Here is a 24,935-nt window from a genome sequence, read left to right on the forward strand (position 1 = left end):
TGGCAGACCTGGCAAACGGACGGGACGGTCAGCTGTTGGCGCTGCTGCCGCGGCCCTTGCGGCCGGTGGGCACCGGGATCAGGTGCTTGCCTTCCAGCACCATCTCGATGTGCTCGCTCCAGGCGCGGGCGATCTTGAAGCAGCCGCTGTGGTTGAGATGGATCTCGTTGTGCCAGTCGCCACTGATGCCGGTGGAGCCTGGCGCGGCCAGCGCCAGCGGCACGGCCGTCGAGTCGAAGATGAAGAGGCCGCGGAAGGCTTCCTTGTCAGCGGCCATGCTTTTGAGCAGTTGGGCCAGATGGAAGACCATCAGCCGGCTGACGGCCGCCCAATCGGCGGCGGGCACGCCGTAGGCCTTCAGCGCCGGGTAAAGCCAGGGGCCTCCGGCGCCCAGGTCATCGCCGCCCTCGGCGGCTGCGGGGCGCGGCATGGGCACGGCGTAGCAATGCATGAAGACGGGCTTGCCGGTGGACGGGCCCTGGTCGCGCAAGGACAGCAGATGCTTGACGTTGGCACGCAGGTAGTCGCAGTAGGTCGCCCAGCCGGGCTCGGAGAAATAGCGCGCAACGCCCGCCGAGGGCGGCCCCCATTCGGTCTGGCGGCGCAGCAGGCGCAGCTCCAGCGGGATGGGCTCGCCGTTCCAGTTCTGGGCCGGCGTGCGCGCCGCGGCGATCAGGTCATTGCCACCGACGGACAGCAGGATGCCGTCCCAGGTCGGCGCGTCGGGGCCGGTCAGCAGGCGCACGAAGTCCGGGCTGGACTCGAGGTCCACCATGTGCGACAGCGCATTGCCGGTGCCGGCGCAATTGACTGCGGCCGTCTTGGACTTGAAAACCAGCTCCTGCAGCAGGTTGGCATGGGCGTTGAGCTTGGCGCGCGCATTCGAGAACCACGAGTCTCCCTGGGCCAGCAGCTTCCAGCGGAAGGTGCTGAAGTCGGGCGGGGTGCGTCCGGCCAGGTCGGCCGGGGTGTAGCAAGCCAGGTGATCCATGAATGAGGTGGTTTCCGAAGTTGCTGACGTGAGCCTGTCCCGCAGGACGGGGCGCCAAGTTCGCGCGATTGGACGGCCAGCCGCGCGGGCGGCGCCATGCTACAAACCCTCGGGCCTGCCTGGGGGTAGCATGGGCAGCCTTTCTAGGGAGGAAGCCCATGAGCGAGAGCGTCTTCGACTTCCAGGCCGTGTCCATTCGTGGCGAGCCGGCCGACCTGGCCTCGCAGCGCGGCAAGGTCCTGCTCATCGTCAACACGGCCAGCGAATGCGGCTTCACGCCTCAGTTCAAGGGCCTGGAGCAGCTTTGGGAGGACTACGGCCCCAAGGGGCTGGTCGTCATCGGCTTCCCGAGCAACGAGTTCGGCGGCCAGGACCCAGGCAGCAATGACCAGATCGCGTCTTTTTGCGAGCTGAACTACGGCGTCAGCTTCCCGATGATGGCCAAGACCAAGGTCAACGGCGGCGAGGCCCACCCGCTGTGGAAGTTCCTCAAGAGCGAGAAGCCGGGCTTTCTGGGCACGGAGGCCATCAAGTGGAACTTCACCAAATTCCTGATCGGCCGCGACGGCCAAGTCATCAAGCGCTATGCGCCAAATGACCCGCCGGAAAAAATGCGGGCTGACATCGAGGCTGCCCTGGCCGCGTCCTGATCGATTTCAATGGGCGGTTGCTTGGGGCGCGGCACCCCGCTGGCTGCGCAGATAGTCCTGCATCGTCGGTGACTGCTCCGATGCCGCGCGGCGGATGTCGCGCACATGGGCCAGCGCCTGCTGGCTGACCTCCGCCGAGATGTGGGCCGCAAGGCCGATGCCCTGGCTGGGCAGGCGGTGCAGGCCGGCCAGCAGATAGGACCAGTTGGACGGGCCGAAGGGTGACAGGCGCCGGTCCAGATCGGTGGCCGTCGGCACCTTGGCGTCCCACAGGGCCAGCAGCTCGACCAGGCGCGGCGGCAGCGCCGCCTCGTCGGTGCAGGCACGCCAGAACGCCGTGTCACGGCGCTGCGACAAGGCGTAGTGGGCGACGATGAAGTCGCGCAGCTCCTCGTGGAAGTCACCGGCCAGGCGGTTCAGCCGGTCGCGGCAGGCCATGCTGTTGCCCGAGGGCGCGACATGGTCGACGAACATCTGCAGCGCCCATTCGACCAGGTAGAGGTTGGTGGACTCCAGCGGCTCGACAAAGCCGCCCGCTGCGCCCAGGGCCAGGCAGTTGCCCTCCCAGATGCGGGCCGCATGGCCGATGCGCAGCGACGTGAAATGAGGCGCGGCCAGTGGGCGATGGCCGGCGTTGAGTTGTTGCAGCCGTTGCAGGGCCGCGTCGTCGCTGCAAAAGCGCGAGGCATAGACATGGCCCGTGCCGCGGCGGCTTTGCAGGTCGATCTCCCAACTCCAGCCCGAGTCCTGGGCCGTGATGGCGGTGTGGCTGCGCAGCGGCTGGTCGGCCTGGGTGTAGGCCACCGGCAGGGTGACGCTGCGGTCGCAGGGCAGCCAGTCGGCATAGGACACCCAGGGCACGCCCAGCGCCTGCTGCAGCAGCAGCGAATCGGCCCCGCTGCAGTCGACGAAGAAGCTGGCGCTGAAGCGCCGGCCGTCGGCCAGCTCGACCGCCTCGATGCCGGCCGCGCCGCGCTGCACCTGGGCTACCTCGCCCTGCACGTGGCGCACGCCCCGCCGCAGCGCGGTCTGCTGCAGCAGCATGGCCAGCTTGGCGGCGTCCAGGTGGTAGCCATAGCTGACCGGCGCCTGGTAGTCGGGCGAGTCCATCAGCTTGGGGCTTTGGTGGCCGTCGAACAGCGTCGTCTGCACGGTGCAGGCCTGGGCCATGGGCTGCTGGGTCAGGCCGCGCTGCATCAGGTTCAGCCAGTGGGCCGTTGTCGCGAAACCGCCGAAGGGCGGCGGCGCGTCGAAGGGATGGTCGTAGCTGTCGTCGGCCGCGCTGCCGCCGCTGCGCCAGCCGTGAAAGCGCACGCCGTTGTTCAGCGTTGCGTCGGCCGCGCCGAACAAGGCCGCCTCGGGCAGGCCCAGCGCCTGCATCATGCCGCGCAGCGTCGGCAAGGTGGCCTCGCCCACGCCGATGCCGGCGATGTGCGGTGACTCGATCAGCGTGATGGGCAGGGGCGTCTGGCGCACTGCGCCAAGGGCGCGCTGCAGGAAGCAGGCCGCCAGCCAGCCAGCAGTGCCGCCGCCCACGATGACGATGGATTGGATGTCGGACAAGGCAGGTACTCCGGAAAAACTTGGCGCCGATCGGGAAGCCCCCGACCGGCTGCCGCCACATTACGGCCGCAGGCTCGGCTCGCGACATGTAACGCGGCCGTCGAGCGTGCCGTCCTGCACGCGTGTTCCCGCCGTTACCGGGCCCGCCACAACCAGCGGCCGCGGCCCCGCCTGACCTGGCCAGCCGCCTCGGCCACGGCCAGCAGCTCGTTGGCTGTCTGGCGTGACAGATGGGCCAGGCGCGCCAGCTCGGACTGCGTGGCTTGCACCTCAACCCAGCCGTCACCGGCGGCGCGACCACGCTCGCGGGCCAGTTGCGCCAGCGCCAGCGCGAAACGCTCTGCCGCGCCCTGGTGGCGCGCCGCCTGCAGCAGGCGCAGCGTGCCGTCATAGCGGCGGGCGAACTCGGCCAGCAGCGCGCGCGCGAAGCCCGGCACCTCGTCCATCAGGCGTGTGTAGGCCTCGCGGCCGAAGACCAGCACCTCGGTGGCACCGCGCGCGATCGCCTCGTATTCCGAAGGCTGGCCGGCGGCGAAGGCGGCCAGGCCGAAGAGCCGCGGCGGGCCGACGTTCTCGATGACCGACACCGTACCGTCCGCGGCCGTGAAACGGGTCTCGATCTCGCCGGCCGCGACCGCGTAGAAGGCCGCCGTCTTCTGGCCCTGCACGAACAGGCTGCGCCCATCGGCCAGGCGTCGCCCGGCAATGCCGGCGGCGATGTCGGCAGGCAGTGCGACGCCCGGGAAGTGGGTCGCGAAGACGCGCTGCAGGGCCGAGTCGTGGGGCATGGCGCATTGTCGGCTGGCCGACACAAGGGCGCGCGCGGCCTGCCTATGCTGGGCGCATGGAAAGCCCCGACCTGTCGACGCTGCTGACTCGCTTCGGGCGCGAGGAATGCAGCCAGGAGCCCCTCTATGTCGCGCTGTGCGGTGCGGCTGCCCACGACGACCAGGCGCTGGCGCTGCTGGCCGAGGCCCCGCCCGAGCAGCGCAAGGCCAATCTGCTGCTCGCCGCCCTGCATGAGCGCGTGCTGGCCGGCGCCGCGCCCGAGCTGGCCGCCTACTACCCCAGTGCCGGTGGCAGGCGCGAGCCCGACGCCGGCCTGGCCACCGCGTTGTCGATCTGCATCGAGCGCGAGTGGCCGGCACTGCTGCACCATCTGCGCCATGGCGCGACGCAGACCAACGAGATCGCGCGCGCCGCGGCGATCTGGCCGGCTCTGGGCGAGGCGGCGCGGGCCACCGGCGCTCGCCATCTCGCTCTGCTGGATCTGGGCTGCAGCGCCGGCCTCAATCTCGGCGTCGACCAGTGCGCCCTGCGCTACCGCAGCGACGATGGTCGCTGGCATGAGCGCGGTGCTGCGCGCGACGGCCGGCGTGCCGAGATCGAATCACGCTGGCTGGGCGCGGCACCGCCGCCCGTGGCGGGTGATTGGCGGCTGGCGCTGCGCCACGGGCTGGACCCAGCGCCCGTCGACGCCAACGACCCCGTCGGCCTGCGCTGGCTGCAGGCCTGCCTGTGGCCGCACGACGCCGCGCGCCGCGAGCGCCTGGCCCGCGCGGCGGCGCAGCTGCGCACGCTGCCCGTCACGCTGAGCCAGGCCGACGACTGCATCGCCGCCATCGAGCCCTGGCTCGCGCGGCTGCCGGCCGGCGTGCAGCCGGTGCTGCTGACGAGCTGGGTGCTGTACTACCTGAGCGCCGCCGACCTGGCGCGGCTGCGCGCGACGGTGGACCGCCTCGCCCTCGGCCACGGCTTGGCCTGGATCTGCGGCGACCTGCCTGAGCTCAGCGCCCAGGCGCTGCCGCTGCCTGCCCGGCCAGCGCTACCGCCCGACGAGGCCGCGTCATCGGCCACGCTTTGGACGCTGCGTCGCCCGGACGGCGGCCGCATCGCCGAGCGGGCGTTGGCCTGGAGCCACCCGCATGGGCGCTGGGTGGCCTGGTTGTCAGGCTGAGCCCTTGCCGAGGACCAGGCTGGCCCGAAAACCGCGACCGCCGGCAAGCGGCGAAGCGAGTTCCAGCCGGGCGCCGGACTGTTCGGCGATGCGCTGCGCCAGCCGCAGGCCGAGATGGCCACCCAGCCGCGTCGGTGCCGAGTGCGGTTGCTGCAATGCCAGGCGCAGGTGCTGCAGGGCCTCAGGCGCCAGGCCGGCACCGTCGTCCTCGACGTCGATGCGGCCGGGGCCGACCCTGACCACCACGCGGGCCTTGGGCCCGCCATGGCGCAGCGCGTTCTCCACCAGGTTGCGCAAGGCGATGCCCAGCGCGTCGAGGTCGGCCTGCCAGGGCTGCGGCGGCGCGTCGACCTGCAGCCGCACGCGCGCTGCGCCGCGCTCGCTGTGCAGCTCGTCGATCACCAGCTGCGCCAGCCAGACCGGGTCTACCGCCTCGCGGTGCAGGGCCACGCCCGCCTCGACCCGGGCCAGCTGCAGCAGCCGCGTCGCCAGGCGGTTCATGCGGTCGAGCTGGCCGATGAGGGCGTGCAGGCGCTGCGCGTCCTCGTGGTCGGCCGGCCAGCGCGCCTGCAACACCTGCGCCTGGGCGCGCGCGGCGGCCAGCGGGGTGCGCAGTTCGTGGGCCAGGTGACCCGCCGCATCGCGCTCCGCCAGCACGAGCTGCTGCAGCCGCTCGTGCATCGCGTTCGTCGCCTGCAGCAGCGGCTGCAGTTCGGCCGGCACGCCCCGCAGTGGCACGGGGGCATGGCCGTCGCGCAACTCGTGCAGGGCCGGCTCGAGCGAGCGAAAGGCGCGGCGCAGCAGCTGGTGCAGCCCCCAGGCGGCCAGCGGCAGCGCCAGCAGCAGCGGCATCAGCAGCCACAGGCAGGACTCCCACAGCACCTCGCGGCGGTGGGCCAGCGTCTCGGCCACGAGCACGCGGGTGTCCTGACCGTCGATGACGGCCACCCGCCACGCACCGTGGTCCGACAGGCCCGTCGCCGATGGCGGCGCCAGCGGGCCGGCCGGGGCGAGGTGGGAGCGCAGCAGCGGCTGGCCCGAGCGGTCGAACACCTGGTAGACGACATGCTCTTCATGCCGGCCGAAGCCGCGCGGCGCCAGCGTGGCGGGGTCGCGCACGGCCTGGGCCAATGCGGCCAGCGGCAGGGCAGCCAGATGCTGGCCGGTCTCGGTCAGCGCGTCGTCCAGCACCTCGTCGGTCTCCTCGCGCATCCCCCACAGCGCCGCCCCGCTGCCCAGCAGCCACAGCGCCAGCCAGAGCAGCGCGATGTGCCGGCGCAGCCGCACCTCCAGCCGCCAGGCCGGGGCCGCGCCGGCTTCACGGCTCAAAGCGATACCCCAGGCCGCGGTGGGTGCTGATGTGGTCGGCGCCCAGCTTGCGGCGCAGCCGCGAGACGATGACCTCCAGCGTGTTGCTCTGCGCGTCGCCCTTCTGCACGGGCTCGGCGCAGGACTCCAGGCGCGAACGCTCGACGATGCGGCCCGGTGCGCTGGCCAGCGCGGCCAGTACCGCCCATTCCATCGCGGTCAGCTCGACGGCCAGGCCGTCGCGCAGCAGCCGGCGCCGGCCGAGGTCGAGTTGCAGGCCGCCGCGCAATGGCAGCAGGGCGCGCGCCGGCTGGCGCCGGGCCAGCGCGTCGACGCGGGCCAACAGCTCCAGCAGGTCAAAAGGCTTGACGAGGTAATCGTCCGCGCCGGCCCTGAGGCCGCGCACCCGGTCGCTGACCGAGTCGCGTGCGGTCAACACGAGGATGGGCCAGGCCTTGCCTGCGGCCCGCCATTCGGCCAGCAGGGCCAGGCCGTCGCCGTCTGGAAGGCCGAGGTCCAGCAGCACGATGAGGCTGGGCGGCGCGTCGTGCACCCAGGCACGGGCCGATGCGGCGTTGCGGCACCAATGCGGCTGCCGGCCGGCGTGGGCGAGGCTGTCGCGCACGGCCTGGCCCAGCACCTCGTCGTCTTCAACCAGCAGGATGGGCATGGCCCATCATCACCTCCGACTCAGGCGCGAAGCTGACGCCGACGCCACAGCACCAGGGCCATCAAGCCCACGGCCAGCAGCGCGGCGGGCGGCGCCTCGGGCACGGCGGCGACGGGGTTGCCATTCAGGTTCAGGGCCACGTTCTGGGCGCCGAGGAAGTCGCCGATCTCGGCATCGGCCGGATGGCTGTCGCCGAACACGGGCTGGGCCTCGTGGTTCTCGGGGTCGAAGGCGCCCGTGTAGGCATAGAACTCGTAGCGGCGCAGCACGGACTCCTTGCCGGCGCCCACCTCGGCGCCACCGCCATTCTCCAGCGCGCCGGCGGCCGGGTTGCCCGGGTCTGTCTGCAACAGCTGCCACTCGATCTCGGTGTGCTGCTTGGCCTGCTCGACCTTGGCGTTGCCGCCCATCAGGTCTTCCAGTGCGACCTTGTCTTCGAATTCGGTCGAGTAGACCTTGACCCACATCGGCGTGCCGAACTGCGGCTCACCAACCTCGGGCGGCCTGGGCGCCTGGATGCGGGCGACGACCAGCGGCGGCGCCCCGACCACCGGCGACGGCGAGACCTGCCATTGCGGTGCCGGCAAGGCGGCCTGCAGCGGTTGCAGCACGCCCGAGCCCGGCGTGGCCTCGACCAGCCAGCTGTAGCCCGTGCGGGTCGGGCTGCCGACATGGCCGACACCGAAATGGTCGCAGGGCGTGGCGGGCCCGTAGGCGATGCCGCCGCCGCTCCAGCAGCTCTCGCCCGGCGTGCTGAACACGCCGCTGGGCGTGCCGGTGCTCCAGACGCCGGCGGCAAAGCTGGCCTGGTAGGTCACGCGCACGCCGAATAGCGCGCCGTTGGTGTATTCGCTCAACAGCGGCGCGCCATAGCGTTCGACCGAGCTGGGAAAGCCCCGGCCGGCGCCGCCGAAGGTGTCGGTGATGTCGGACAGGTGCAGGCCTTCGAGCTCGATCTCGAAGCCGTGCGCGTCCTGGCCCGTGGTGTTGACGACGTCGAAGTTGCCCAGCGTGCCGATGACCTGGGCCGGGGCGAGCAGCGGCACGAAGAGCAGGGTGGCGAGCGTGCGGGCGATGTACGTGCGGGCGGCGTGCATGGGGGCTCCTGGGCAGTGAGGGCCGCAGCGTCTCGCACCGACGTGAACCCAAGCTGAACCAGCCCACGGCTGTCCCCTCGGCGCGGGACGGCGGCGGCTGTCGATAATCCTGCTTCCCACCGCTGATCCCGCGCGCCTGGCCGCGCCGCACCCATCATGTTCCAGCACGTCGATGCCTATGCCGGCGATCCCATCCTGAGCCTCAACGAGGCCTTCCAGAAGGACCCCCGCGCCGGCAAGATCAACCTGTCCATCGGTATCTATTTCGACAACGACGGCCGCATCCCGATGCTGCCGTCGGTGCGCGCGGCCGAGCTGGCCGTCGTCGAGGCCGCCGGCCCGCGGCCCTATCTGCCGATGGAAGGCGCGGCCAACTTCCGTGCTGCCGTGCAGGCCCTGCTGTTCGGCGCCGACCACCCTGCCATCAAGGCCGGCCGCATCGCCACCATCCAGGGCGTGGGCTCCAGCGGCGGCCTCAAGGTCGGCGCCGACCTGCTCAAGCGCTACTTTCCCGACAGCAAGATCTATCTCTCCGACCCGACCTGGGACAACCACCGCGCGGTCTTCGAGGGCTCGGGCCATAGCTGCGAGACCTACCCCTACTACGACCCGGCCACCGGCGGCCTGCGCTTTGACGCGCTGCTGGCCTTCTTCAAGGCCCTGCCCACGCGCAGCATCGTCGTCATGCACGCCTGCTGCCACAACCCCACGGGCGTCGACCTGACGCAGGACCAGTGGCGCGCGCTGGTGCCTGTCATCCGCGAGCGTGGCCTGCTGCCCTTCCTGGACCTGGCCTACCAGGGCTATGGCGACGGCATCGACGAAGACGCCTTTGCGCCGCGCCTGCTGGCCGACGAGGGCCTGTCCTTCCTGATCGCCAACAGCTTCTCCAAGAGCATGAGCCTGTACGGCGAGCGCTGCGGTGGCTTGAGCGTCGTCTGCCCCGATGCCGACCAGGCTGCCCGAGTGCTCGGCCAGATGAAGTTCATGATCCGCCGCAACTACTCCAACCCACCGATGCACGGCGGCCAGGTCGTGGCCAAGGTGTTGACCACGCCGGTGCTGCGCGCGATGTGGGAGGCCGAGGTCGCCGACATGCGTGAACGCATCCAGTCCATGCGCCGCCAGCTGCACGACGTGCTTGCCGCCAAGCTGCCGGGCCGCGATTTCAGCTACTTCCTGACCCAGCGCGGCATGTTCAGTTACACCGGCCTCACGGCCGACCAGGCCGAGCGGCTCAAGACCGAGTTCGGCGTCTACATCCTGCGCTCGGGCCGCATGTGCGTGGCCGGCTTGAACACCCGCAACGTCGAGGCCACCGCCGAGGCGATGGCCGCCGTGCTGGCGGGTTGAGGCACCGCACCATGCGAGCCCGGGTGGCCGGTCTTGCCCTTGCCTTGGCGAGCGGCGCCGGCCTGGCGGCCGAAGCGCCACCGGCGGTCGATTCGATCGTCTGGCTGGTCAGCAACACGATGGCCGTGCCCGATGGCGACGTCATGCGGCGCCCTGCAAACGAGCTGACGCAATGGCTGCAGGCGCGCCTGCCCCGGGTGGCCTTCCAACCGACGGTGGCCAACGCCGAGCGCAGCTGGGTGCTCATCCGCGAGCGTCGGCGGGCCTGCCACGCCGGCGCCGCGCGCACCCCCGAGCGCGAGCGCCTGGCCTATTTCACCGACACCTGGCTGGTGCCGCCGCCCCAGCTCATCGTGCGCCAGGACCGCCGGGCCGCACTGCCCCTGGACGCCAGCGGCGCCGTGGACCTCGCGGCCGTGCTGGCGGACGCCTCGCTGCGCGGCGTGCTGGCCCAGGGGCGCAGCTATGGGCCGGCGCTTGACGCGCTGATCAAGGCCCAGCCCCCAGGGCCGCAGGTGCAGCACCTGTTCGGCGGCGACTACGGCAGCAGCCTGTTGCCCATGCTCATCCAGCGCCGCGCGGACTACACCCTCGACTACCCGAACGTCTTGATCGCCCAGGCGAGCCAGCCCGCGGACGAACCATCGGGCGAACCGGCGCTGGCGGCGCTGCCCATCAAGGGGGCGAGTGAGGCCATTACCAGCGGCATCGCCTGCCCGCGTACCGCCTGGGGCCATGCGGCCATCCGCCTCATCGATGCGGCCCTGGGCACGCCGGAAGGCGCCGCAATGCTGCGCGACACGCTGCGCGTCTCCCTGCCGCCCGACACCCAGCGCGCTTACATGGACGTGCTGGACGAGCATTTCAAGCGCCGCGCCAGGCCGACTCCGGGCCTCTGAGCGCGCCCGCTCCCATGTCGCGCGGTTATGGCCGTGGCCGCCGGTTTCATTGGCAGCGGCGGTGCGCCGTCTTTACCCTGCCGCCAAGTTCAAGAAGTCCAGGGCAGGATGAAGCATTGCGTGGTGATCGGCGGCGGAGTGGTGGGCCTGACCACCGCCTGGGCGCTGCTGGAGCGTGGCCACGGCGTCACGCTGATCGAGCGCGACGGCGAGGTGGCCCAGGGTGCCAGCCGTGCCAATGGCGGCCAGCTCAGCTATCGCTATGTGTCGCCGCTGGCCGACGCCGGCGTGCCGCTGAAGGCCTTGCGCTGGCTGCTCGACCCCGACGGACCGCTGCGCTTCAAGCCCGAGGCGAGCTGGGCGCAGTGGTCCTGGCTGATCGCCTTCCTGCGCAACTGCCGCGGGCCGGTCAACCGCCTCACCACCGAGCGCCTGCTGGCCCTGGGCGCCTATAGCCAGGCCTCATTCGCGCGGCTGCGGACTGAGGCCCAACTGGGCGACAGCATCGCGCTGCGCACGCCGGGCAAGCTGGTCGTCTACCGCAAGCCGGCGGAGTTCGCTCGCGTCGCTGCGCGCGTGAAGGGCAGCGGCGCCGAACAGGCGCTGTCACATGACGAATGCGTCGCGCTGGAGCCGGCGCTGGCCCAGTTCGAGGAAGGCGAGGCCACGCTGGCCGGCGGCATCTTCACGGCCGGCGAGGCGGTGGCGGACTGCCATGCCTTCTGCACCGAGTTGCATGCACGGCTGCGCCAGCGCGAGCACTTCCGGGCGCAGGTGGGCGCGCGGGTCTACGGCTTCCTGACCAGCACGCGTGGCGCCGTGTTCGGCGTGCAGACGGACGCCGGCGACGTTACGGCCGACACCGTCATCCTGGCCGCCGGGCTGCACAGCCGGGCATTGGCAGCGACGGTCGGTGTCGAGCTGCCGCTGTATCCGTTGAAGGGCTACAGCCTGACCGCGCCCATCCACACCGGGCACCGCCCGCCAGAGGTCAGCGTGACCGACTTCGAAAAGAAGATCCTCTACGCCCGCATCGGCCAGGAGCTGCGCATCGCGGCCATGGTCGATCTCGTGGGTGACGACCTGAGCCTGGACAGCGGGCGGCTGGCCTCGCTGCAGCGCTCGGTGCGCGCGGCCTTCCCACACGCCGCCGACTACGACCGCGCCACGCCCTGGGCCGGCCTGCGCCCCGCCACGCCCAGCGGCGCGCCCATCCTCGGCGCCAGCGGGGTGCCCGGCCTATGGCTCAATGTCGGCCATGGCGCCCTGGGGTTCACGTTCTCTTTCGCGACGGCCAATATCGTGGCCGAACTGGTGTCGGGCCGCGCGAGCCCGTTGCCCTTGCAGGGATTGAGCCTGTGAGGAAAGACGACCTGGCTGCAGCGCTGCTGCAAGCCGTCCAGGCCCAGCATTTCGAGCGGACGGCCGACACCCTGCGTGGCGGCGAGCCGCTGGATGCCCCGCCCAGCATCGACCTTGCCGTGGCCGTGTTTCCCCGCGGCGCTGCGCCGGTCTGCGCCAACGTGCTGTTCTCGCGCGAGTATCCGCAGGGGCTGATTGCGCGTTTCGATGCCACCACCGGTGCCGTCGCCAACATCGCCTTCCATGCCGACGTGCGCGATGCCAAGGGCGATTCCTACGCCTGGCTGCCTGGGGCGGACTGGACTCGCATCGACTTCCCGGCCTGGTTCGGCAGCGGGCCGCGCTTTGTCGCGCCCTATCCGGCCTCGTTGCTGAAGATGATGGTGGCCGTCGGCATCGGTCGCCTCGTCGATGCCAGCCGCAGCGACTGGGCCTTGCCGTTGAGCTTCGCGGGCCAGACCCGCGCTATCGCCGACTGGCTGTTCGACATGATCACCGTCAGCAGCAACGAGGCGACGTCCGCCCTGGTCGCGCACCTGCATGAGCGCGGTGCCATCCGCCGCGAAGGCGGCCGCGAGGTGCACAACGAGCTGCACGATGCCTTCGCCGTCGCTCAGCTCCCGGGCCTGATGATCGCCAACACCCAGCCCGATGGCGGCTGGGGCAATGGCGCCGGTTCGGGCGTCGGCCAGATCCAGATGACGGCCTGGGACGCGCTGCGGCTGATGTGGCAGCTGGACGTGGATGCGTCGCCCGCGCCCGCCCTCGTCAGCCCCGCCAGCCGCGAGGTCATCCGCCGTGCGCTCGACGCTCAGAAGTTGCACCACAACCTCAACAGCGAGTCGCTGCGGGCCTTGCCGGGCTGGGTGCCCGGCATCCCGGTGCCGCCAGCCAGCTTTGCGCACAAGACCGGCAACACCCAGAACTACACGAGCGACGCCGGCATCGTGCATGACGGCGACTTGCACTACCTGATTGCGATGACCACCAGTCTGGGGATGCGCTACGCACCGCATCCAGAGGCTTCGACGACCTGGAAGCTGCCGGCCCTGGGCGCAGCCGTTCACCAATGGCTGAAGACGAATTCCTGATCCCGCCGCTGCGCCCGGGTGCGCGCATCGCCGTCATTGCGCCGGCCGGCCCGCCCAAGCCTGGGCGGCTGGAGCCTGTCGAGGGCTGGCTGAACGAGCGCGGCTACCAGGCCCGGCTGCTGCCGAGCTGCTTCGGCCCGCCACCGCTGGACTTCCTCGCCGCGCCCGACGCCGTGCGCCTGGCCGATGTGCACACGGCCTTCGGCGACCCGCAGTTCGACGCGGTGCTGGCGCTGCGCGGCGGCTCCGGTTGCATCCGGCTGATGGATGGCATCGACCTCGGCCTGCTGGCGCACACGCGCAAGCTGCTCATCGGCTACAGCGATCTGACCGTGCTGCATGCACTGCGCACCCAGGCCGGCATCCCGTCGCTGCACGCCCCCATGCCCGCCAGCGACTGGGGCCTGCCTGGCGCGCAGGCCGACACCGACGCGCTGTTCGACGGCCTGGCGCGCGGTTGGCGCGTGGGTGATGTCATCGGCCAGGCTGCGCCGCATGCGCTCAGCCACGGCGGCAGCGCAAGGGGCCAGCTGATCGGCGGCAATCTGGCGATGTTTTGTGCGCTGCTGGGCACGCCCTTTCTGCCCGAGGTCGACGGCGCGCTGCTCTTCATCGAAGACATCAGCGAGGAGCCCTACCGCGTCGACCGCATGCTGAGCCAGCTGCGCCTGGCCGGCGTGCTGGACCGCATTGCCGGCCTGCTGGTCGGCAGTTTCAGCGGCGCCGAGAGCGCCGATGCCGTGCTGGCCGATCATCTGCCCAAGCTGCGCTGCCCGGTGCTGGCCGGCTGGCCTGCGGGGCATGGTCAACCCAACCGGCCATTGCCATTGGGTGTGCGCGCCAGAATGGACGTTGCGTCGGGCCGGCTCACGCTGATCTGAACCGACAGCTCTCGACTGCGCAGCAGGCGAGGACGGGAGTCGAGAACGCGCCGTCAGGCGTGCCGCGCCTGCGCGGGTTGGGCCGCTCTGCGGCACAACTCTCGATGAACGGCAAAAAAACAGCCCCGTCACAGGCGGGGCTGGAAACCGGCCTTGAGGCCGGCAGGGAGTTAGCGATCGTCAGAACATGCGGTACTCGACACGCAGCGTGTAGGCGCGCCCGCGCGGGTCGGCCACGCGGGGCTCCCAGCTGGAGCCAGCACCCGTGTTCGTGTCGTAGGTGACGCTGAACGGCGGGTCTTCGTTAAGCAGGTTCTTGATGCCGGCGGTGATGGTCAGGTTCTTGATGCCGCTGTAGGCCAGGCTGGTGTTCAGGATGGAGTAGGCCGCCACGCGCGGGTTCCAGTTCGCCGGCTTCACGGTGCCGTTGGCCACGCCGGGCAGCACGAAGTCCTGGTAGCCGGTGCGGTAGACATGCTGGAACGTGGCCGCCCAATCGCCCTCGGTGCGGGTCAGCGTGGCGGTGTGCTTCCAGCGGATGCCCAGGTCGCCGGCGCGGGTGAAGCGGCCGACCTCACTGCTGCCCATGGGCGCGCTCGGCACCAGGCGCGACTTCTTGTCGAGCAGGTAGGACACGTCGAAGCTGCCCGTCCAGGCCGCGCCGAAGGCGTTGGTGTTACCGCGCAGGCCCAGCTCCAGACCCTTGGTGTTGGTCTCGCCGGCGTTCACATAGCGGGTGTCGACGGCGAGCAGCTTGCCGCTGCTGTCACGAATGAAGTTGTCCTTGAAGTACTGGTAGTTCTCGGCCAGCGTCGTCAGTCCGAAAGACTGGATCGTGCCGGTGCGCTCGATCGACCACCAGTCCAGGCTGGCCACCAGGTCCTTCGTTGGCTGGAAAACGACGCCCGCGCTGTACATCTTGGCCTCTTCAGGGCCGAGCGTCGATTTGCCGCCGAACAGGGTGCTGAAGTCACGCACGGACTGGCAGCCCGGCGTGTTGGAAACGACGCGAGAGGAACAGGTGGCCGGGTCGGTGAAGTCGGCGCCGACGAAGGTGCTCTCCGTGATCGGGTCGAACATCTGCTTGAAGGTCGGCACGCGAAAGCCCGTGCTGTAGGCGCCGCGGAACAGCAGCTGCTCGGTGGGGTTGTAGCGCAGCGAGACCTTTGGGTTGGTCGTCGAGCCGAAGCCGGTGTAATCGTCGCGGCGAATGGCGCCGGTGATCTCCATGTCCTTCATGATCGGCACGGCCACCTCGGCAAACACCGCCTTGATGGTGCGCTTGAGGGTGCCCGCCGTGGCCAGCGCGTTGTCGAAGGGCACGTTGAAGATCTGTGCAGCGACGGTATTGGCATCGGCGCGCTGGTCGCCGTCGAACTTGTATTTCTCGGTGCGCGAATCAACGCCCAGTGCAGCCATCACCGTGCCGCCGGGCAGTTTGAACACCGGGCCCGACACGGTCGCGTCGGTCTGCTCCATCGTGAACTTGCCGCCGTACAGCGTCACGCCCTCGGCTTTGATGGCGTCCAGCGCCTTCAGGGCTTCGGGCGTCTGCGTCAGCGAGAAGGGGTTGAGCACGCCGGTGTTGATCAGGTCGGCGAAGGGCTGCCAGTAGTGATAGCCCTTGCCGACCGTCGAGCTGCCCTTGCTCTCGGCGCGCGAGAAACCGACGCGGTAGTCCCAATCGGTGAAGAAAGGCAAGGCACCGTCCGCGCCGACCAGGAAGCGCGCGGTGTCGGCCGTGGTGTCGATCTCGCGGTTGCCGCACGGCATGCAGCGCCAGCGGAAGGCCATCGGCAGGCCACGGTTGACCTCCAGCGCCGGGAATGACTTGACCAGTGCGTTGAACACGTCGTTGTAGCCTGCGCCGGTGCTGGGGTAGCGCAGGTTACGGAAGGGGCTGGGGTAAACAGTGCCGGCGAGATTGATGGTGGCGGTGCCCGAGCCGCTGGTGATCTGGTTGGGCGAGAAGCTCTTGGTGGACTCGGCCCGGCCCAGCACGGCCTCGCCGAACACGCGGTGGTCGCCCAGCTTGAAGGTCAGGCGGCTGACGAGGTTGGTGTTCTTGATCGGCTGCTGGATGACCGCGGCACGGCCGGTGTCCCAGGCGCAGCCGTACTTGGACGCCGCGGTGGCCCAAAGCTTCTCCTGGTAGGGGCTCATGCCGTCCACCGACGAGCAGCCGGCGCCACCGGGCAGGTCAAGGATGTTGATGCCGTTGACGCGCAGCGACGGGTCGGCGAAGTCGAACGGACCGGCGGTGTTGTTGCCCCCCTGGCTGAGCACGTTGCCCAGCGCAGCGCCGGTCGGCGTGGTGCCAGCCACCGCGAACAGCGTGGCGATGGGCGCGCCGCGTGTGTCGGGCGCCAGGCCCCGGTCGGGCTGGTAGGTGTTGACGAAGTCGCGCTGGTCGCCGCGCAGCACCTTGTTGTCGCGCACCGACAGCGAGGCGAGGAAGTTGAAGCCGTCGGTATCCAGGTTCCCGTAGCCGGCCGTCACCGAGGCGCCGTAGATCTCGCCGCCCTTTTTCTGCGGCACGTCGGCCAGCGCGTTGATGGTCAGGCCGCTGTAGTTCTGGCGCAGGATGAAGTTGATGACGCCACCGATGGCGTCGGTGCCGTAGATGGCCGAGGCGCCGTCCTTGAGGATCTCGACGCGGTCGATGGCGGCGAAGGGAATCTGGTTCAGGTCGACCGTGCCGCCGTTCAGGCCGTGGGCCGCCACGCGGCGGCCGTTCAGCAGGATCAGCGTCGCGTTGCTGCCCTGGCCGCGCAGGTTGGCGCTGCTGGCGCCGTTGTTGCCACGCGCTGCACCGTCTACCACGTCCGCATTGCCGGCCAGGTTGTCCAAGCCGTTGCCGTTGATGTTGAGCTGCATGATCATCTGCTCGGCCGATGCGATGCCGGCCCGCTCCAGCTCACGCCGGCTGATCACCTGGATGGGCAGGGCACCTTCGTCCTTGATGCGCTTGATGCTGGAACCCGTCACCTCGACGCGCTCCAGTCGCGCGCTGTCGTTCTGTGCCAGCGCAGCGCCGGTATGGCCCGCGAGGCCGACGATGGCGAGCTGGGTTGCCAGACGATTCAACTTCATCTCATGGGCTCCTGGATGTGATTCGATTGCCGCCGATGTTCGCTGGCGCGCGGGGGAGCGCCCAGGGGGCCGCACCCCAGGTGTTGCGCGCTGTTCAATGAATGCTTGTGCGCTGCACATAACCTGCGGGAATGCGTGCTGATGTGAAAGCACGCGCACGGTGCGCGGCGGCCCTCATACAGTGCCGGCGGAGGTTTTCTTCATGCGATTGATCACTGAGGCCGATATCGCGGCCGTACTCGACCCGGACAGCGCCGTGGCCGCGCTGCGCGCCGCCTTTGCCCAGCATGGCCGTGGCCAGGCCCAGGTGCTGGCCCGCCACCGCGCCACCGCCACGCAGGGCGGCACGGCGCTGGCGATCAGCGCGATGGGCGCGATCCTCGAAGCGGACGGCGACTTGCCAGCGGTGCTCGGCACCAAGGTCTACTCGGCGCGCAACGGCAGGTACCACTTCCTCGTCAGCCTGTTCTCGGCCGACACGGGCGAGGCCATCGCGACGCTGGAGGCCAACGAGTTCACGCGGCTGCGCACCGCCGCGGCCAGCGCCGTGGCGGCCGACCTGCTGGCTTTGCCTGAGGCCAAGACCTTGGCCGTTTTCGGCGCCGGCATCCAGGCGCGGGCCCATGTCGAGGCGCTGACAAGGGTGCGGCGCTTCGAGCGCGTGCTCGTCTGCGCGCGCAGCGGCGGCGAGGCCTTCGCAGGCGAGATCGAGGCACAGATCGGCTTTCCGGCCCAGGTCGTGGATGCCGCCACCGCCGCCGCCGAGGCCGATGTCATTGCCACGGCCACGCGCTCGGCCGTGCCGCTGTTCGACGGCGCTCTCGTCAAGCCCGGCGCCTTCATCGCGGCCGTCGGTTCCAGCACGAAGACGGCGCGCGAGCTGGACGACGCGCTGCTGGCCCGCGCGGCCCTGGTCGTCGTGGAATGGCGCACCGCCGCCGAGTTGGAAGCCGGCGACATCGTGCAGGCCGCGCCCGGCGTCATCGCATCAGAGCGGCTCGTCGAACTGGGCGAACTGATCGTCAGCCCGCGCCCGCGCGGGCCGCGAGACATCGTCGTCTACAAGAGCGTCGGTATCGGCCTGGAGGACGTGGCCCTGGCCCGCCTCATCGCCCACCGCCTGGGAGCCTTTTGATGCGTGTTTGGCTGCTTGCTGCCGCGCTGGCTTTGACCGGCTGCGCGACGACCTCGGTGCCCGACCCCGTACAGGCCGCGCTGGCCAAGGCCGGCCTCCCGGCGGAAAGCCTCGGCTTCGTGCTGCAACCGCTGGACGGCTCGCGGCCGGCCTTCAGCCAACGCGCCGACGCGGCGATGGCGCCGGCTTCGACGATGAAGCTGGTGACGGCGACCATCGCCATGGACAAGCTCGGCATCAACCACCGCGGCCGCACCGAGCTGCTGGCCGCCTCGGCACCCGTCGGCGGCATCATTGACGGCCCCTTGATCCTGCGCGGCGGCGCCGACCCCGACCTCGACTGGCCGGCGCTGTGGTGGCTGCTGCGCCAGCTGCGCGAAAGCGGCGTGCGTGAGATCCGCGGCGGCCTCGTAATCGACCGCACGTTGTTCAAACCGACCCGCTTCGATGTCGGCCTGCCGCCCTTCGACGATGCACCCGAGTTCGACTACAACGTCATCCCCGACGCCTTGCATCTCAACGGCAGCCTGCTCGACTTCGAGCTGCAAGCCACGGGCACCGGCGTCACGGCGCGCGCCCTGCCGGCCCTGCCAGGGCTGAGTGTGGATTCGAGCCCGATGACACTGTCTGCAAGGCTGTGCAAGGACTGGGACGAGGACTGGAAGCCCGCACTCGTCCAGCCCGCCGGCGAGGGCTGGGCGCTGAAGCTGCAGGGAGCCTTCCCGGCCGGTTGCCACCAGCGCGCACCGCTGCAGATCATTGACCGGCAGTGGCTGGCCACACGGGCCGTGCGCCAGTTCTGGGCCGAACTGGGCGGCACGATGGGGCTGGGCGATGCGGAGGGCGCCGCCCCCGCCGCCGCCGTCGTGCTTGCCACACACCGCGGCCGGCCGCTGGCCGAGGTGCTGCGCGGGGTGATGAAGCGCAGCGACAACGCACTGACGCGGCTCATCTACCTGCAGCTTGGCGCCCAGGCGGTGCAACCCGGCGAGGCGACGCTGGCGGCGTCCGAGCGCGTCGTACGCGACTGGCTTGCGGGCCATGGCGTCGACACGGCAGCCCTGGTGCTGGACAACGGCTCGGGCCTGTCGCGCAGCGAGCGGGTCAGCCCGGCCCTGCTGGCCGGCGTGCTGCGAGCGGGCCAGCGTGGCGCCCAGGCGCCGGAACTGCTGGGCACCCTGCCCATCGCCGGTGTCGACGGCACGCTGACGCGCCGCCTGAAGGACGGCCCGGCCACGGCCCGAGCGCGGCTCAAGACCGGCACGCTGCACGATGCCGTTGGCCTGGCCGGCTTTGTGCCGGACGCGTCGGGCAAGCCCTGGGTCTTCGTCGCGCTGCTCAACCATCCCGAGGCTGCGGCCAAGGGGCGGCCGGTGCTGGATGCGCTGGTGAATTGGGTGGCGGTGCAGCATTGACGGCACGGCCGCCGCCGGTTCACTGGCCCGGCAGCGATGCCAGAGACCGAGCCACGAGCGCCTCATTGCGTGCCATCACCGCCGACCAATCGAATTCCAGCCGCGCGCGTGTCAGCCCGTTGTGCGCCAGGCGGCTGGCCAGCGCCCGCGTGCGCAGCAGGGACCTGATCGCAGCGGCCAGCGCCTGGGCGTCGCCCGGCGCCACGAGCAGGCCGTTGTCGGCGTCACGCAGCACGCTCGGCGTTCCGCCGCTGGCGGTGGCCACCACGGGCACGCCGGCGGCGTTGGCCTCGCACAGCACCCGGCCCATGGTCTCCACGTCGCGCGCGCCGGCGTGGTGGCTTTCGTAGCTGGCCAACGCAAACACGTCGCTCGCCCAGTAGTAGCGGGCAATCTTCTCGTGGAGCACACGGCCTTCGAAGCGCACCACGTCAGCCAGCCCCAGGCGCGCGCAACAGGCTTCGTAGGCCCGGCGCCGGCGGCCGTCGCCAACGACCAACAGGCGGATGGCCGGGAATTCACCGCGCAACCTGGCCAGCGCATCGAGCAGAACTTCAACGCCCTTCTTTTCGACGAGCCGGCACACCGTCAGCACCACCTGTGCATCCTCGGGCACGCCGAGTTCCGCGCGCGCTGCAGACCGCGCACCGGGTGGCGGGCGGAATTCGCCAGCGGCGACCCCGCCCGAGACGACCTCGATCCGCTCGCCTTCCACGCCAATCGCCCGCAGCAGGTTCGCCGTGTAGTCGCTGTTGGCCAGGATGCCGTTGTGGGCCGCCGCGGCGTGGCGCATCACGCGGTGGCGGCCGTCACGGAACAGGCGGTCGACCCAGTCGGGATGCTGGCCATGCTCCAGCCACCAGCTCAGCGCACGCTGCATGGCCGCCGAGCCAATGGCCCGGCTGCCCCAGGGATAGGGATAACCCAGCCAGGGCCGCAGCACGTCGTTGCCCACCGAGCGACAGACGACCGGCACGCCGGCGCGCGAGCGCAGCAGGCCGTAGAACACGGTCGATGCATAGATTGCGTCGGGCCGGAACACACGGATGCGCTCCAGCAGCAGCTCCTGGTTGTGCCAATAGCCCAGCCGCGACAGGACGCGATGCACCGCGTGGGCGCAGCCGGCGTCGAATGCGCGCGCGGCCTCGGCCATGGCCGGGTCGGTCACGCGATAGGTCAGCACTTCCACGCAGGCGGCGTGGCGCGCGAAGTGCGCCGCCAGATACCTCGCGTGCGTCTGCATGCCGCCGATGGCGGGCGGCCATTCGGTGAGGATGAGCAGCAGGCGGGGTCCGCTGGCACGCATGCGGCAGTCTGGGGGCCGGGCGCCGGGGAACCTAGGCCACGGCCGGGCTCAGCAGCCGGATCGTTCCCGCGTCGGCATCCATCTCGGCCGGCGCACCGACCGGCACGGTCAGCTTGCGCTTGATGTGGCCGATGGCCGCACCCCGGTAGACGGGCACGTTCAGCGGCAGGAAGTAGTCGTCGAACACCTCGTCCAGTGTCAGGCTGCCGTAGCCCTCGCCGGGCTCGCATTTGGTGAAGCGGCCGAGCACGACGCCGCTCAGTTGCGACAGCGCGCCGGCCAGGCGCAGCGTGGAGAGGCAGCGGTCGATGCGGTAGATGTACTCGTTGATGTCCTCGAGAAAGAGCAGGGCGCCACGGCAATCGGGGAAATAGGCCGAGCCGGCCATCGACGCCAGCACGGTGAGATTGCCGCCCACCAGCCGGCCTTGCGCCTTGCCGGGGCGCACGGTGGTGATGCGCTCCTCGCGGGCGATCAGGTCGTCCACCGGCTTGACGACAGGGTTGCGCAGCACGGCGGCCTCGGCATTCATCGCGATGGCCTTGAAGCTTTGCACCGAGTAGTCGTTCCATTCCGACACGGCCACCGGGCTGTGAAAGGCCACGAGGCCGGTCTGGCGGTGGATGGCGTTCACCAGGCAGGTCAGATCGCTGAAGCCGCCGAAGAATTTCGGCTTGCGGCGGATCAGCGCGTAGTCGAGCTTGTCGACGATGCGGTTGCAGCCCGAGCCGCCGGTCATGGCCAGGATGCCGGCCACCGAATCGTCGGCAAACATGGCGTTGATGTCGGCGGCACGCTGGGCGTCGGTGCCGGCAAAGGGCCCGCGGCGTGCGGCGACGAACTCACCCGGCTTGACCTTGAAGCCCAGCGCCTGCAGCACCTCGACGGCCATCTTCAGCGGCTCGCGCTCGAAGGTGGCATTGGCGGGGCTGACGAGGCCGATCGTGTCGCCCGGGCGCAGCCGCGGCGCGAGCAATGGCCCGCCCGCGGCGTGCACCGGTTGGGCGGCGGCCAGCAGGCCGGCCGTGGCGGCGCTGAACTGAAGGAGTTGACGGCGTGACGGGTTCATATCGCTCGCAAACAATCAGAGATGAGGGGCTGGCCGCGTGCTCGTTCGCGCGGATTCGACGATCTGCGCGGCATTGTGTGCGCCCTGACGGCGTCAGCTGCCGCGGCCTGTTGCCAGTCGCGCGCAAGGGCAGGCACCGTGTGGCTGTCCTCAAGGTGAATTTTTCGGGGCCTTCGAAGGATTGACGCTGTGGCCGTAGCCTCGCTATGTTGCGCGATCTGCAAAGAACAAGACGAGGAGAAGCTCATGAAGCGTGCATTCACCTGGCTGCTGCTCACGCCAATGCTGCTGGCCGGCTGCATCAGCACCACACCCCAGGCCAGCCTGGACGACACCAGGAGCTGCACGGCCATGGTGGCCGGGGGCTTTCGCAAGGTGGCCGACGAGCGCGGCGAGCGCTTCAATGGCAAGGTCGGCGAGGACGTGGCGCGTTGCCGCGGCAGCGACAAGGCCGCAGCCTTTCGCCACACGCCCTATGTCGACTGGGCCAACTACTGGGCCACCGGCGACCAGGCCACGCTGCTGCCGGGCACGAGTGGCGTCGGGAGTCATCTCGGGCCCAACGGCCGCGGTGTGGACGGCGCGCTGCTGGACCTCGAATACCAGCGCATGGAGCTGATCAAGTTCAACCTGTTCGACAACTCCGGCAGCTTTGCCGACTACGCGCTGGGCCGTCAAGGCGTGGCGGGCGCCGCCGTCAAGACCTGGCCCTCGATGCGGCTGGCGGCCGATTCGCCCTTCTACGCCGCGGTGGGCGGTGACGGGACGCAGCTCTGCCAAGGCGAACTGATCCGCTGGCGCCAGCTCAGCGGCATCTGCAACGACCTGCGCAATCCCAAGATGGGTTCGGCCGGCGCGCTGTTCGCGCGCAATGTGCAGTTCGAGGCGACCTACCCGGACATCAGCGACGACGCCCTGGCGCGCAACCGCCATGGCGACCGCATTGCGTTGCTGCAGCCCGACCCGCAGCTCATCAGCCGCAAGCTGTTCACCCGCACGCAGAGTGACCCCGCCAAATGCCGCGACGGTCAGGGCCTGCCCGGCAATTCGGTGGACGCCAACTGCGACTACCAGAAGGCGCCTTTCTTCAACGTGCTCGCGGCCTTCTGGATCCAGTTCATGACGCATGACTGGTTCTCCCACATGGAGGAGGGCCGCAATGAGCCGCAGTGGATGGCCGTCGGCTGCACGGGCGACGCGGCCAAGCTGGGCTGCCGGCCGGACGACCGCATCGACCGCAGCTTTGTGGCCGAGGGCAACGCGCCGCCGCGCTACACGGCCGCCGACGGCACCAAGCCGTTGGCGCGCGCCTTCCGCACGCACGCCAACAACAACACCGCGTGGTGGGACGCGTCACAGATCTATGGCTACAACGCCGTGTCGCGTCAGCGCGTGAAGCGCGATCCGGCCGACCCGGCCCGGCTGCTGATGCCGGCCGGCGCGCGCGCCGGCGCCGGCGAGGCGCTGGGTCAGCTGCCCGTCTTCTCGGCAGGCGACCCCATCCTGCCGCAGTGGGCCGGCCAGGGCGCGGCCGCCTTCCCCGACAACTGGAGCATCGGCGTCGGCTTCTATCAAACGGTGTTCTCGCGCGAGCACAACGCCTTCGTCGCCGAGTTCCGCCGCCGCGCCGCGGCCACGCCTGACGCCGACTCGGGCCTGCGCGACCCGGCGAACCCGACGGCTGTCATCCGCTACCGCGATGTGTCGGCCGATGTGCTGTTCGAGGTGGGGCGCCTCGTCGTCGCCGCCGAGATCGCCAAGATCCACACCATCGAATGGACGACGCAGCTGCTCTACGACGAGCCGCTCTACCTCGGCATGAACGCCAACTGGGGTGGGCTGTTCGAAGGCCACCCGTTCGTCGAGAACGCGCTGGAAGCCATCGTCGTGCAGAACTACGGCAAGAGCACCGACGCCAAGAAGGCCGGCCAGTGGTACTCGGCGCTGGCCTCGGGGCCGGGCATCTTCGGCCTGGGCGCGCGGGTCTACAAGGACGACAGCTTCTTCGCGCGCCACGACGCCAAGAAGGACGATGTCTGGAGCCTGGCCAATCCCGACCATGTGAACGGTGGCGTCAACCACTTCGGCTCGCCCTTCAACTTCCCCGAGGAGTTCGTCAGCGTCTACCGCCTGCACGCGCTGGTGCCTGACCTGATCGAGCTGCGCCACTGGGACAGCGACCCGAACCGCATCGCCGCCAAGGTGCCCGTCATCGAGACCTTCCGCGGCAAGGCCACCGGCGCACTCAACGAACAGGGCGCGGCGGACTGGGCGCTGTCCATGGGCCGCCAACGCCTGGGCCTGTTGACGCTGGGCAATACGCCGGCCTTCCTGCAGAACCTGGCGATTCCGCGGCTGCAGTCCAGCACGGGCAAGATCGACGTCGCGGCGCTGGACATCATCCGCGACCGCGAACACGGCGTGCCGCGCTTCAACGAGTTCCGCCGCCAGTACGGCCTGCGCCAGCTGGCGAGCTTCGACGACTTCATCGACGCCCGACTGCCGGCCGATTCACCCGAGCGGGCGCGCCAGCAAAAGGTCATCAATGACCTGCGCAGCATCTACGGCCAGCACAAGTGCGATGCGAAGAAGGTCATCACGGCCGCGCAGAAGAACCTCGACGGCAGCCCCATCAACGACTGCCTGGGCAAGCCCGATGGCAGCTTGGTCGACAACATCGAGGACGTCGACACGGTGGTGGGCTGGCTGTCCGAGTTCACGCGGCCGCATGGCTATGCGATCTCGGAGACGCAGTTCCAGGTGTTCATCCTGAACGCATCGCGGCGGCTGTTCAGCGACCGCTTCTTCACCAGCAGCTTCCGCCCGGAGTTCTACGGCAACCTCGGCATCGAATGGCTGATGAACAACGGCCCGAGCGGCAAGCAGTTCGAGGCGAAGCAGAGCAACGGCCACCGCATCGAGGTCTCGCCCTTCAAGCGCGTGCTGCTGCGCACCGTGCCCGAACTCAGCGGCGAACTGGCCCACGTTACCAACGCCTTCGATCCCTGGGCACGCGACCGCGGCGAGTACTACGGCCTGGGCTGGCAGCCGCGCAAGGGGGCGGAGAGCGATCCGGCCTTCCTCAAGCCCTGACG

The 24,935-nt window shown here is 70.1% G+C and carries 19 protein-coding genes; 10 read left to right on the forward strand and 9 right to left on the reverse strand.

Features of this window, described 5'->3' with window-relative positions; genetic code table 11:
- Positions 1-28: 28 nt before the first annotated feature.
- A complete protein-coding gene (locus ASC95_RS12460; RefSeq protein ID WP_057298008.1) occupies positions 29-991 on the reverse strand; it encodes a hypothetical protein in 963 nt (320 codons plus the stop codon).
- A gap of 158 nt (positions 992-1,149) precedes the next feature.
- Here ASC95_RS12460 and ASC95_RS12465 point away from each other — a divergent pair, with 158 nt between their 5' ends.
- A complete protein-coding gene (locus ASC95_RS12465; RefSeq protein ID WP_057298009.1) occupies positions 1,150-1,641 on the forward strand; it encodes a glutathione peroxidase in 492 nt (163 codons plus the stop codon).
- A gap of 6 nt (positions 1,642-1,647) precedes the next feature.
- Here ASC95_RS12465 and ASC95_RS12470 read toward each other — a convergent pair whose 3' ends face one another.
- A complete protein-coding gene (locus ASC95_RS12470) occupies positions 1,648-3,204 on the reverse strand; it encodes a tryptophan halogenase family protein (protein ID WP_057298010.1) in 1,557 nt (518 codons plus the stop codon).
- Between the two features lie 134 nt (positions 3,205-3,338).
- Entirely contained in the window at positions 3,339-3,992 is a 654-nt protein-coding gene (locus ASC95_RS12475) for a Crp/Fnr family transcriptional regulator (protein ID WP_057298011.1), read from the reverse strand.
- Positions 3,993-4,048: 56 nt separating this feature from the next.
- Between ASC95_RS12475 and ASC95_RS12480 the strand changes: the two genes are divergently transcribed.
- A complete protein-coding gene (locus ASC95_RS12480) occupies positions 4,049-5,161 on the forward strand; it encodes a DUF2332 domain-containing protein (protein WP_057298012.1) in 1,113 nt (370 codons plus the stop codon).
- Here ASC95_RS12480 and ASC95_RS12485 read toward each other — a convergent pair.
- From ASC95_RS12485 to ASC95_RS12495, 3 genes are read right to left on the reverse strand one after another with little or no spacing between them, the layout of a single operon-like run.
- On the reverse strand, positions 5,153-6,490 hold the full coding sequence (locus ASC95_RS12485) for a HAMP domain-containing sensor histidine kinase (RefSeq protein WP_057298013.1): 1,338 nt from the start codon (positions 6,488-6,490) through the stop codon (positions 5,153-5,155). The two genes, ASC95_RS12480 and ASC95_RS12485, sit on opposite strands and share 9 nt — an antisense overlap.
- Entirely contained in the window at positions 6,480-7,139 is a 660-nt protein-coding gene (locus ASC95_RS12490) for a response regulator transcription factor (RefSeq protein ID WP_057298014.1), read from the reverse strand. Before ASC95_RS12490 ends, ASC95_RS12485 begins: the two co-directional genes overlap by 11 nt.
- 20 nt (positions 7,140-7,159) lie before the next feature.
- Positions 7,160-8,236: a hypothetical protein gene (locus tag ASC95_RS12495; RefSeq protein WP_057298015.1), complete on the reverse strand. Its 1,077-nt coding sequence runs from the start codon at positions 8,234-8,236 to the stop codon at positions 7,160-7,162.
- Between the two features lie 156 nt (positions 8,237-8,392).
- Between ASC95_RS12495 and ASC95_RS12500 the strand changes: the two genes are divergently transcribed.
- The 5 genes from ASC95_RS12500 to ASC95_RS12520 all read left to right on the forward strand — a co-directional run bounded on the left by ASC95_RS12500 (position 8,393) and on the right by ASC95_RS12520 (position 13,822).
- Positions 8,393-9,589 carry an amino acid aminotransferase gene (locus ASC95_RS12500; protein ID WP_057298016.1) on the forward strand — a complete coding sequence of 399 codons (1,197 nt, stop codon included), beginning with the start codon at positions 8,393-8,395 and terminating at the stop codon, positions 9,587-9,589.
- An 11-nt stretch (positions 9,590-9,600) separates the two neighbouring features.
- A complete protein-coding gene (locus ASC95_RS12505; RefSeq protein ID WP_157256237.1) occupies positions 9,601-10,488 on the forward strand; it encodes a hypothetical protein in 888 nt (295 codons plus the stop codon).
- A gap of 108 nt (positions 10,489-10,596) precedes the next feature.
- Positions 10,597-11,850 carry a D-amino acid dehydrogenase gene (locus ASC95_RS12510; RefSeq protein ID WP_057298018.1) on the forward strand — a complete coding sequence of 418 codons (1,254 nt, stop codon included), beginning with the start codon at positions 10,597-10,599 and terminating at the stop codon, positions 11,848-11,850.
- Entirely contained in the window at positions 11,847-12,941 is a 1,095-nt protein-coding gene (locus tag ASC95_RS12515) for a serine hydrolase (RefSeq protein ID WP_057298019.1), read from the forward strand. The genes ASC95_RS12510 and ASC95_RS12515 overlap by 4 nt, the downstream gene beginning before the upstream one ends.
- Positions 12,920-13,822: an LD-carboxypeptidase gene (locus tag ASC95_RS12520; RefSeq protein ID WP_057298020.1), complete on the forward strand. Its 903-nt coding sequence runs from the start codon at positions 12,920-12,922 to the stop codon at positions 13,820-13,822. The genes ASC95_RS12515 and ASC95_RS12520 overlap by 22 nt, the downstream gene beginning before the upstream one ends.
- Before the next feature lie 180 nt (positions 13,823-14,002).
- On the opposite strand, the gene ASC95_RS12525 is transcribed toward ASC95_RS12520, so the two are convergent.
- Positions 14,003-16,915 (reverse strand): TonB-dependent siderophore receptor, encoded by a 2,913-nt coding sequence (locus ASC95_RS12525; protein WP_057298021.1) that lies wholly within the window; start codon positions 16,913-16,915, stop codon positions 14,003-14,005.
- 202 nt (positions 16,916-17,117) lie between these two features.
- Here ASC95_RS12525 and ASC95_RS12530 point away from each other — a divergent pair, with 202 nt between their 5' ends.
- Together ASC95_RS12530 and dacB are read left to right on the forward strand one after the other, a co-directional pair.
- Positions 17,118-18,050 carry an ornithine cyclodeaminase family protein gene (locus ASC95_RS12530; RefSeq protein ID WP_157256240.1) on the forward strand — a complete coding sequence of 311 codons (933 nt, stop codon included), beginning with the start codon at positions 17,118-17,120 and terminating at the stop codon, positions 18,048-18,050.
- Positions 18,050-19,465 carry a D-alanyl-D-alanine carboxypeptidase/D-alanyl-D-alanine-endopeptidase gene (gene dacB, locus ASC95_RS12535; protein WP_057298023.1) on the forward strand — a complete coding sequence of 472 codons (1,416 nt, stop codon included), beginning with the start codon at positions 18,050-18,052 and terminating at the stop codon, positions 19,463-19,465. The genes ASC95_RS12530 and dacB overlap by 1 nt, the downstream gene beginning before the upstream one ends.
- A 19-nt stretch (positions 19,466-19,484) precedes the next feature.
- On the opposite strand, the gene ASC95_RS12540 is transcribed toward dacB, so the two are convergent.
- Positions 19,485-20,771, reverse strand: coding sequence for a glycosyltransferase family 4 protein (locus ASC95_RS12540; protein ID WP_057298024.1), 1,287 nt, complete (start codon positions 20,769-20,771; stop codon positions 19,485-19,487).
- A 31-nt stretch (positions 20,772-20,802) separates the two neighbouring features.
- Positions 20,803-21,840 carry an LD-carboxypeptidase gene (locus ASC95_RS12545; protein WP_057298025.1) on the reverse strand — a complete coding sequence of 346 codons (1,038 nt, stop codon included), beginning with the start codon at positions 21,838-21,840 and terminating at the stop codon, positions 20,803-20,805.
- Between the two features lie 246 nt (positions 21,841-22,086).
- Between ASC95_RS12545 and ASC95_RS12550 the strand changes: the two genes are divergently transcribed.
- On the forward strand, positions 22,087-24,933 hold the full coding sequence (locus tag ASC95_RS12550) for a peroxidase family protein (RefSeq protein ID WP_082567731.1): 2,847 nt from the start codon (positions 22,087-22,089) through the stop codon (positions 24,931-24,933).
- Positions 24,934-24,935: the final 2 nt, after the last annotated feature.

Origin of the sequence: Pelomonas sp. Root1217 (assembly GCF_001425705.1) — a bacterium.
In the GTDB taxonomy this organism is placed as follows: Bacteria; Pseudomonadota; Gammaproteobacteria; order Burkholderiales; family Burkholderiaceae_C; genus Pelomonas.

Coding starts and splice junctions, on each gene's coding strand:
- ASC95_RS12460 (WP_057298008.1), bottom strand. CDS start 991: ATGGATCACCTGGCTTGCTACACCCCGGCCGACCTGGCCGGACGCACC.
- ASC95_RS12465 (WP_057298009.1), top strand. CDS start 1,150: ATGAGCGAGAGCGTCTTCGACTTCCAGGCCGTGTCCATTCGTGGCGAG.
- ASC95_RS12475 (WP_057298011.1), bottom strand. CDS start 3,992: ATGCCCCACGACTCGGCCCTGCAGCGCGTCTTCGCGACCCACTTCCCG.
- ASC95_RS12480 (WP_057298012.1), top strand. CDS start 4,049: ATGGAAAGCCCCGACCTGTCGACGCTGCTGACTCGCTTCGGGCGCGAG.
- ASC95_RS12490 (WP_057298014.1), bottom strand. CDS start 7,139: ATGCCCATCCTGCTGGTTGAAGACGACGAGGTGCTGGGCCAGGCCGTG.
- ASC95_RS12495 (WP_057298015.1), bottom strand. CDS start 8,236: ATGCACGCCGCCCGCACGTACATCGCCCGCACGCTCGCCACCCTGCTC.
- ASC95_RS12500 (WP_057298016.1), top strand. CDS start 8,393: ATGTTCCAGCACGTCGATGCCTATGCCGGCGATCCCATCCTGAGCCTC.
- ASC95_RS12505 (WP_157256237.1), top strand. CDS start 9,601: ATGCGAGCCCGGGTGGCCGGTCTTGCCCTTGCCTTGGCGAGCGGCGCC.
- ASC95_RS12510 (WP_057298018.1), top strand. CDS start 10,597: ATGAAGCATTGCGTGGTGATCGGCGGCGGAGTGGTGGGCCTGACCACC.
- ASC95_RS12520 (WP_057298020.1), top strand. CDS start 12,920: ATGGCTGAAGACGAATTCCTGATCCCGCCGCTGCGCCCGGGTGCGCGC.
- ASC95_RS12525 (WP_057298021.1), bottom strand. CDS start 16,915: ATGAAGTTGAATCGTCTGGCAACCCAGCTCGCCATCGTCGGCCTCGCG.
- ASC95_RS12530 (WP_157256240.1), top strand. CDS start 17,118: ATGCGATTGATCACTGAGGCCGATATCGCGGCCGTACTCGACCCGGAC.
- dacB (WP_057298023.1), top strand. CDS start 18,050: ATGCGTGTTTGGCTGCTTGCTGCCGCGCTGGCTTTGACCGGCTGCGCG.
- ASC95_RS12540 (WP_057298024.1), bottom strand. CDS start 20,771: ATGCGTGCCAGCGGACCCCGCCTGCTGCTCATCCTCACCGAATGGCCG.
- ASC95_RS12545 (WP_057298025.1), bottom strand. CDS start 21,840: ATGAACCCGTCACGCCGTCAACTCCTTCAGTTCAGCGCCGCCACGGCC.
- ASC95_RS12550 (WP_082567731.1), top strand. CDS start 22,087: ATGAAGCGTGCATTCACCTGGCTGCTGCTCACGCCAATGCTGCTGGCC.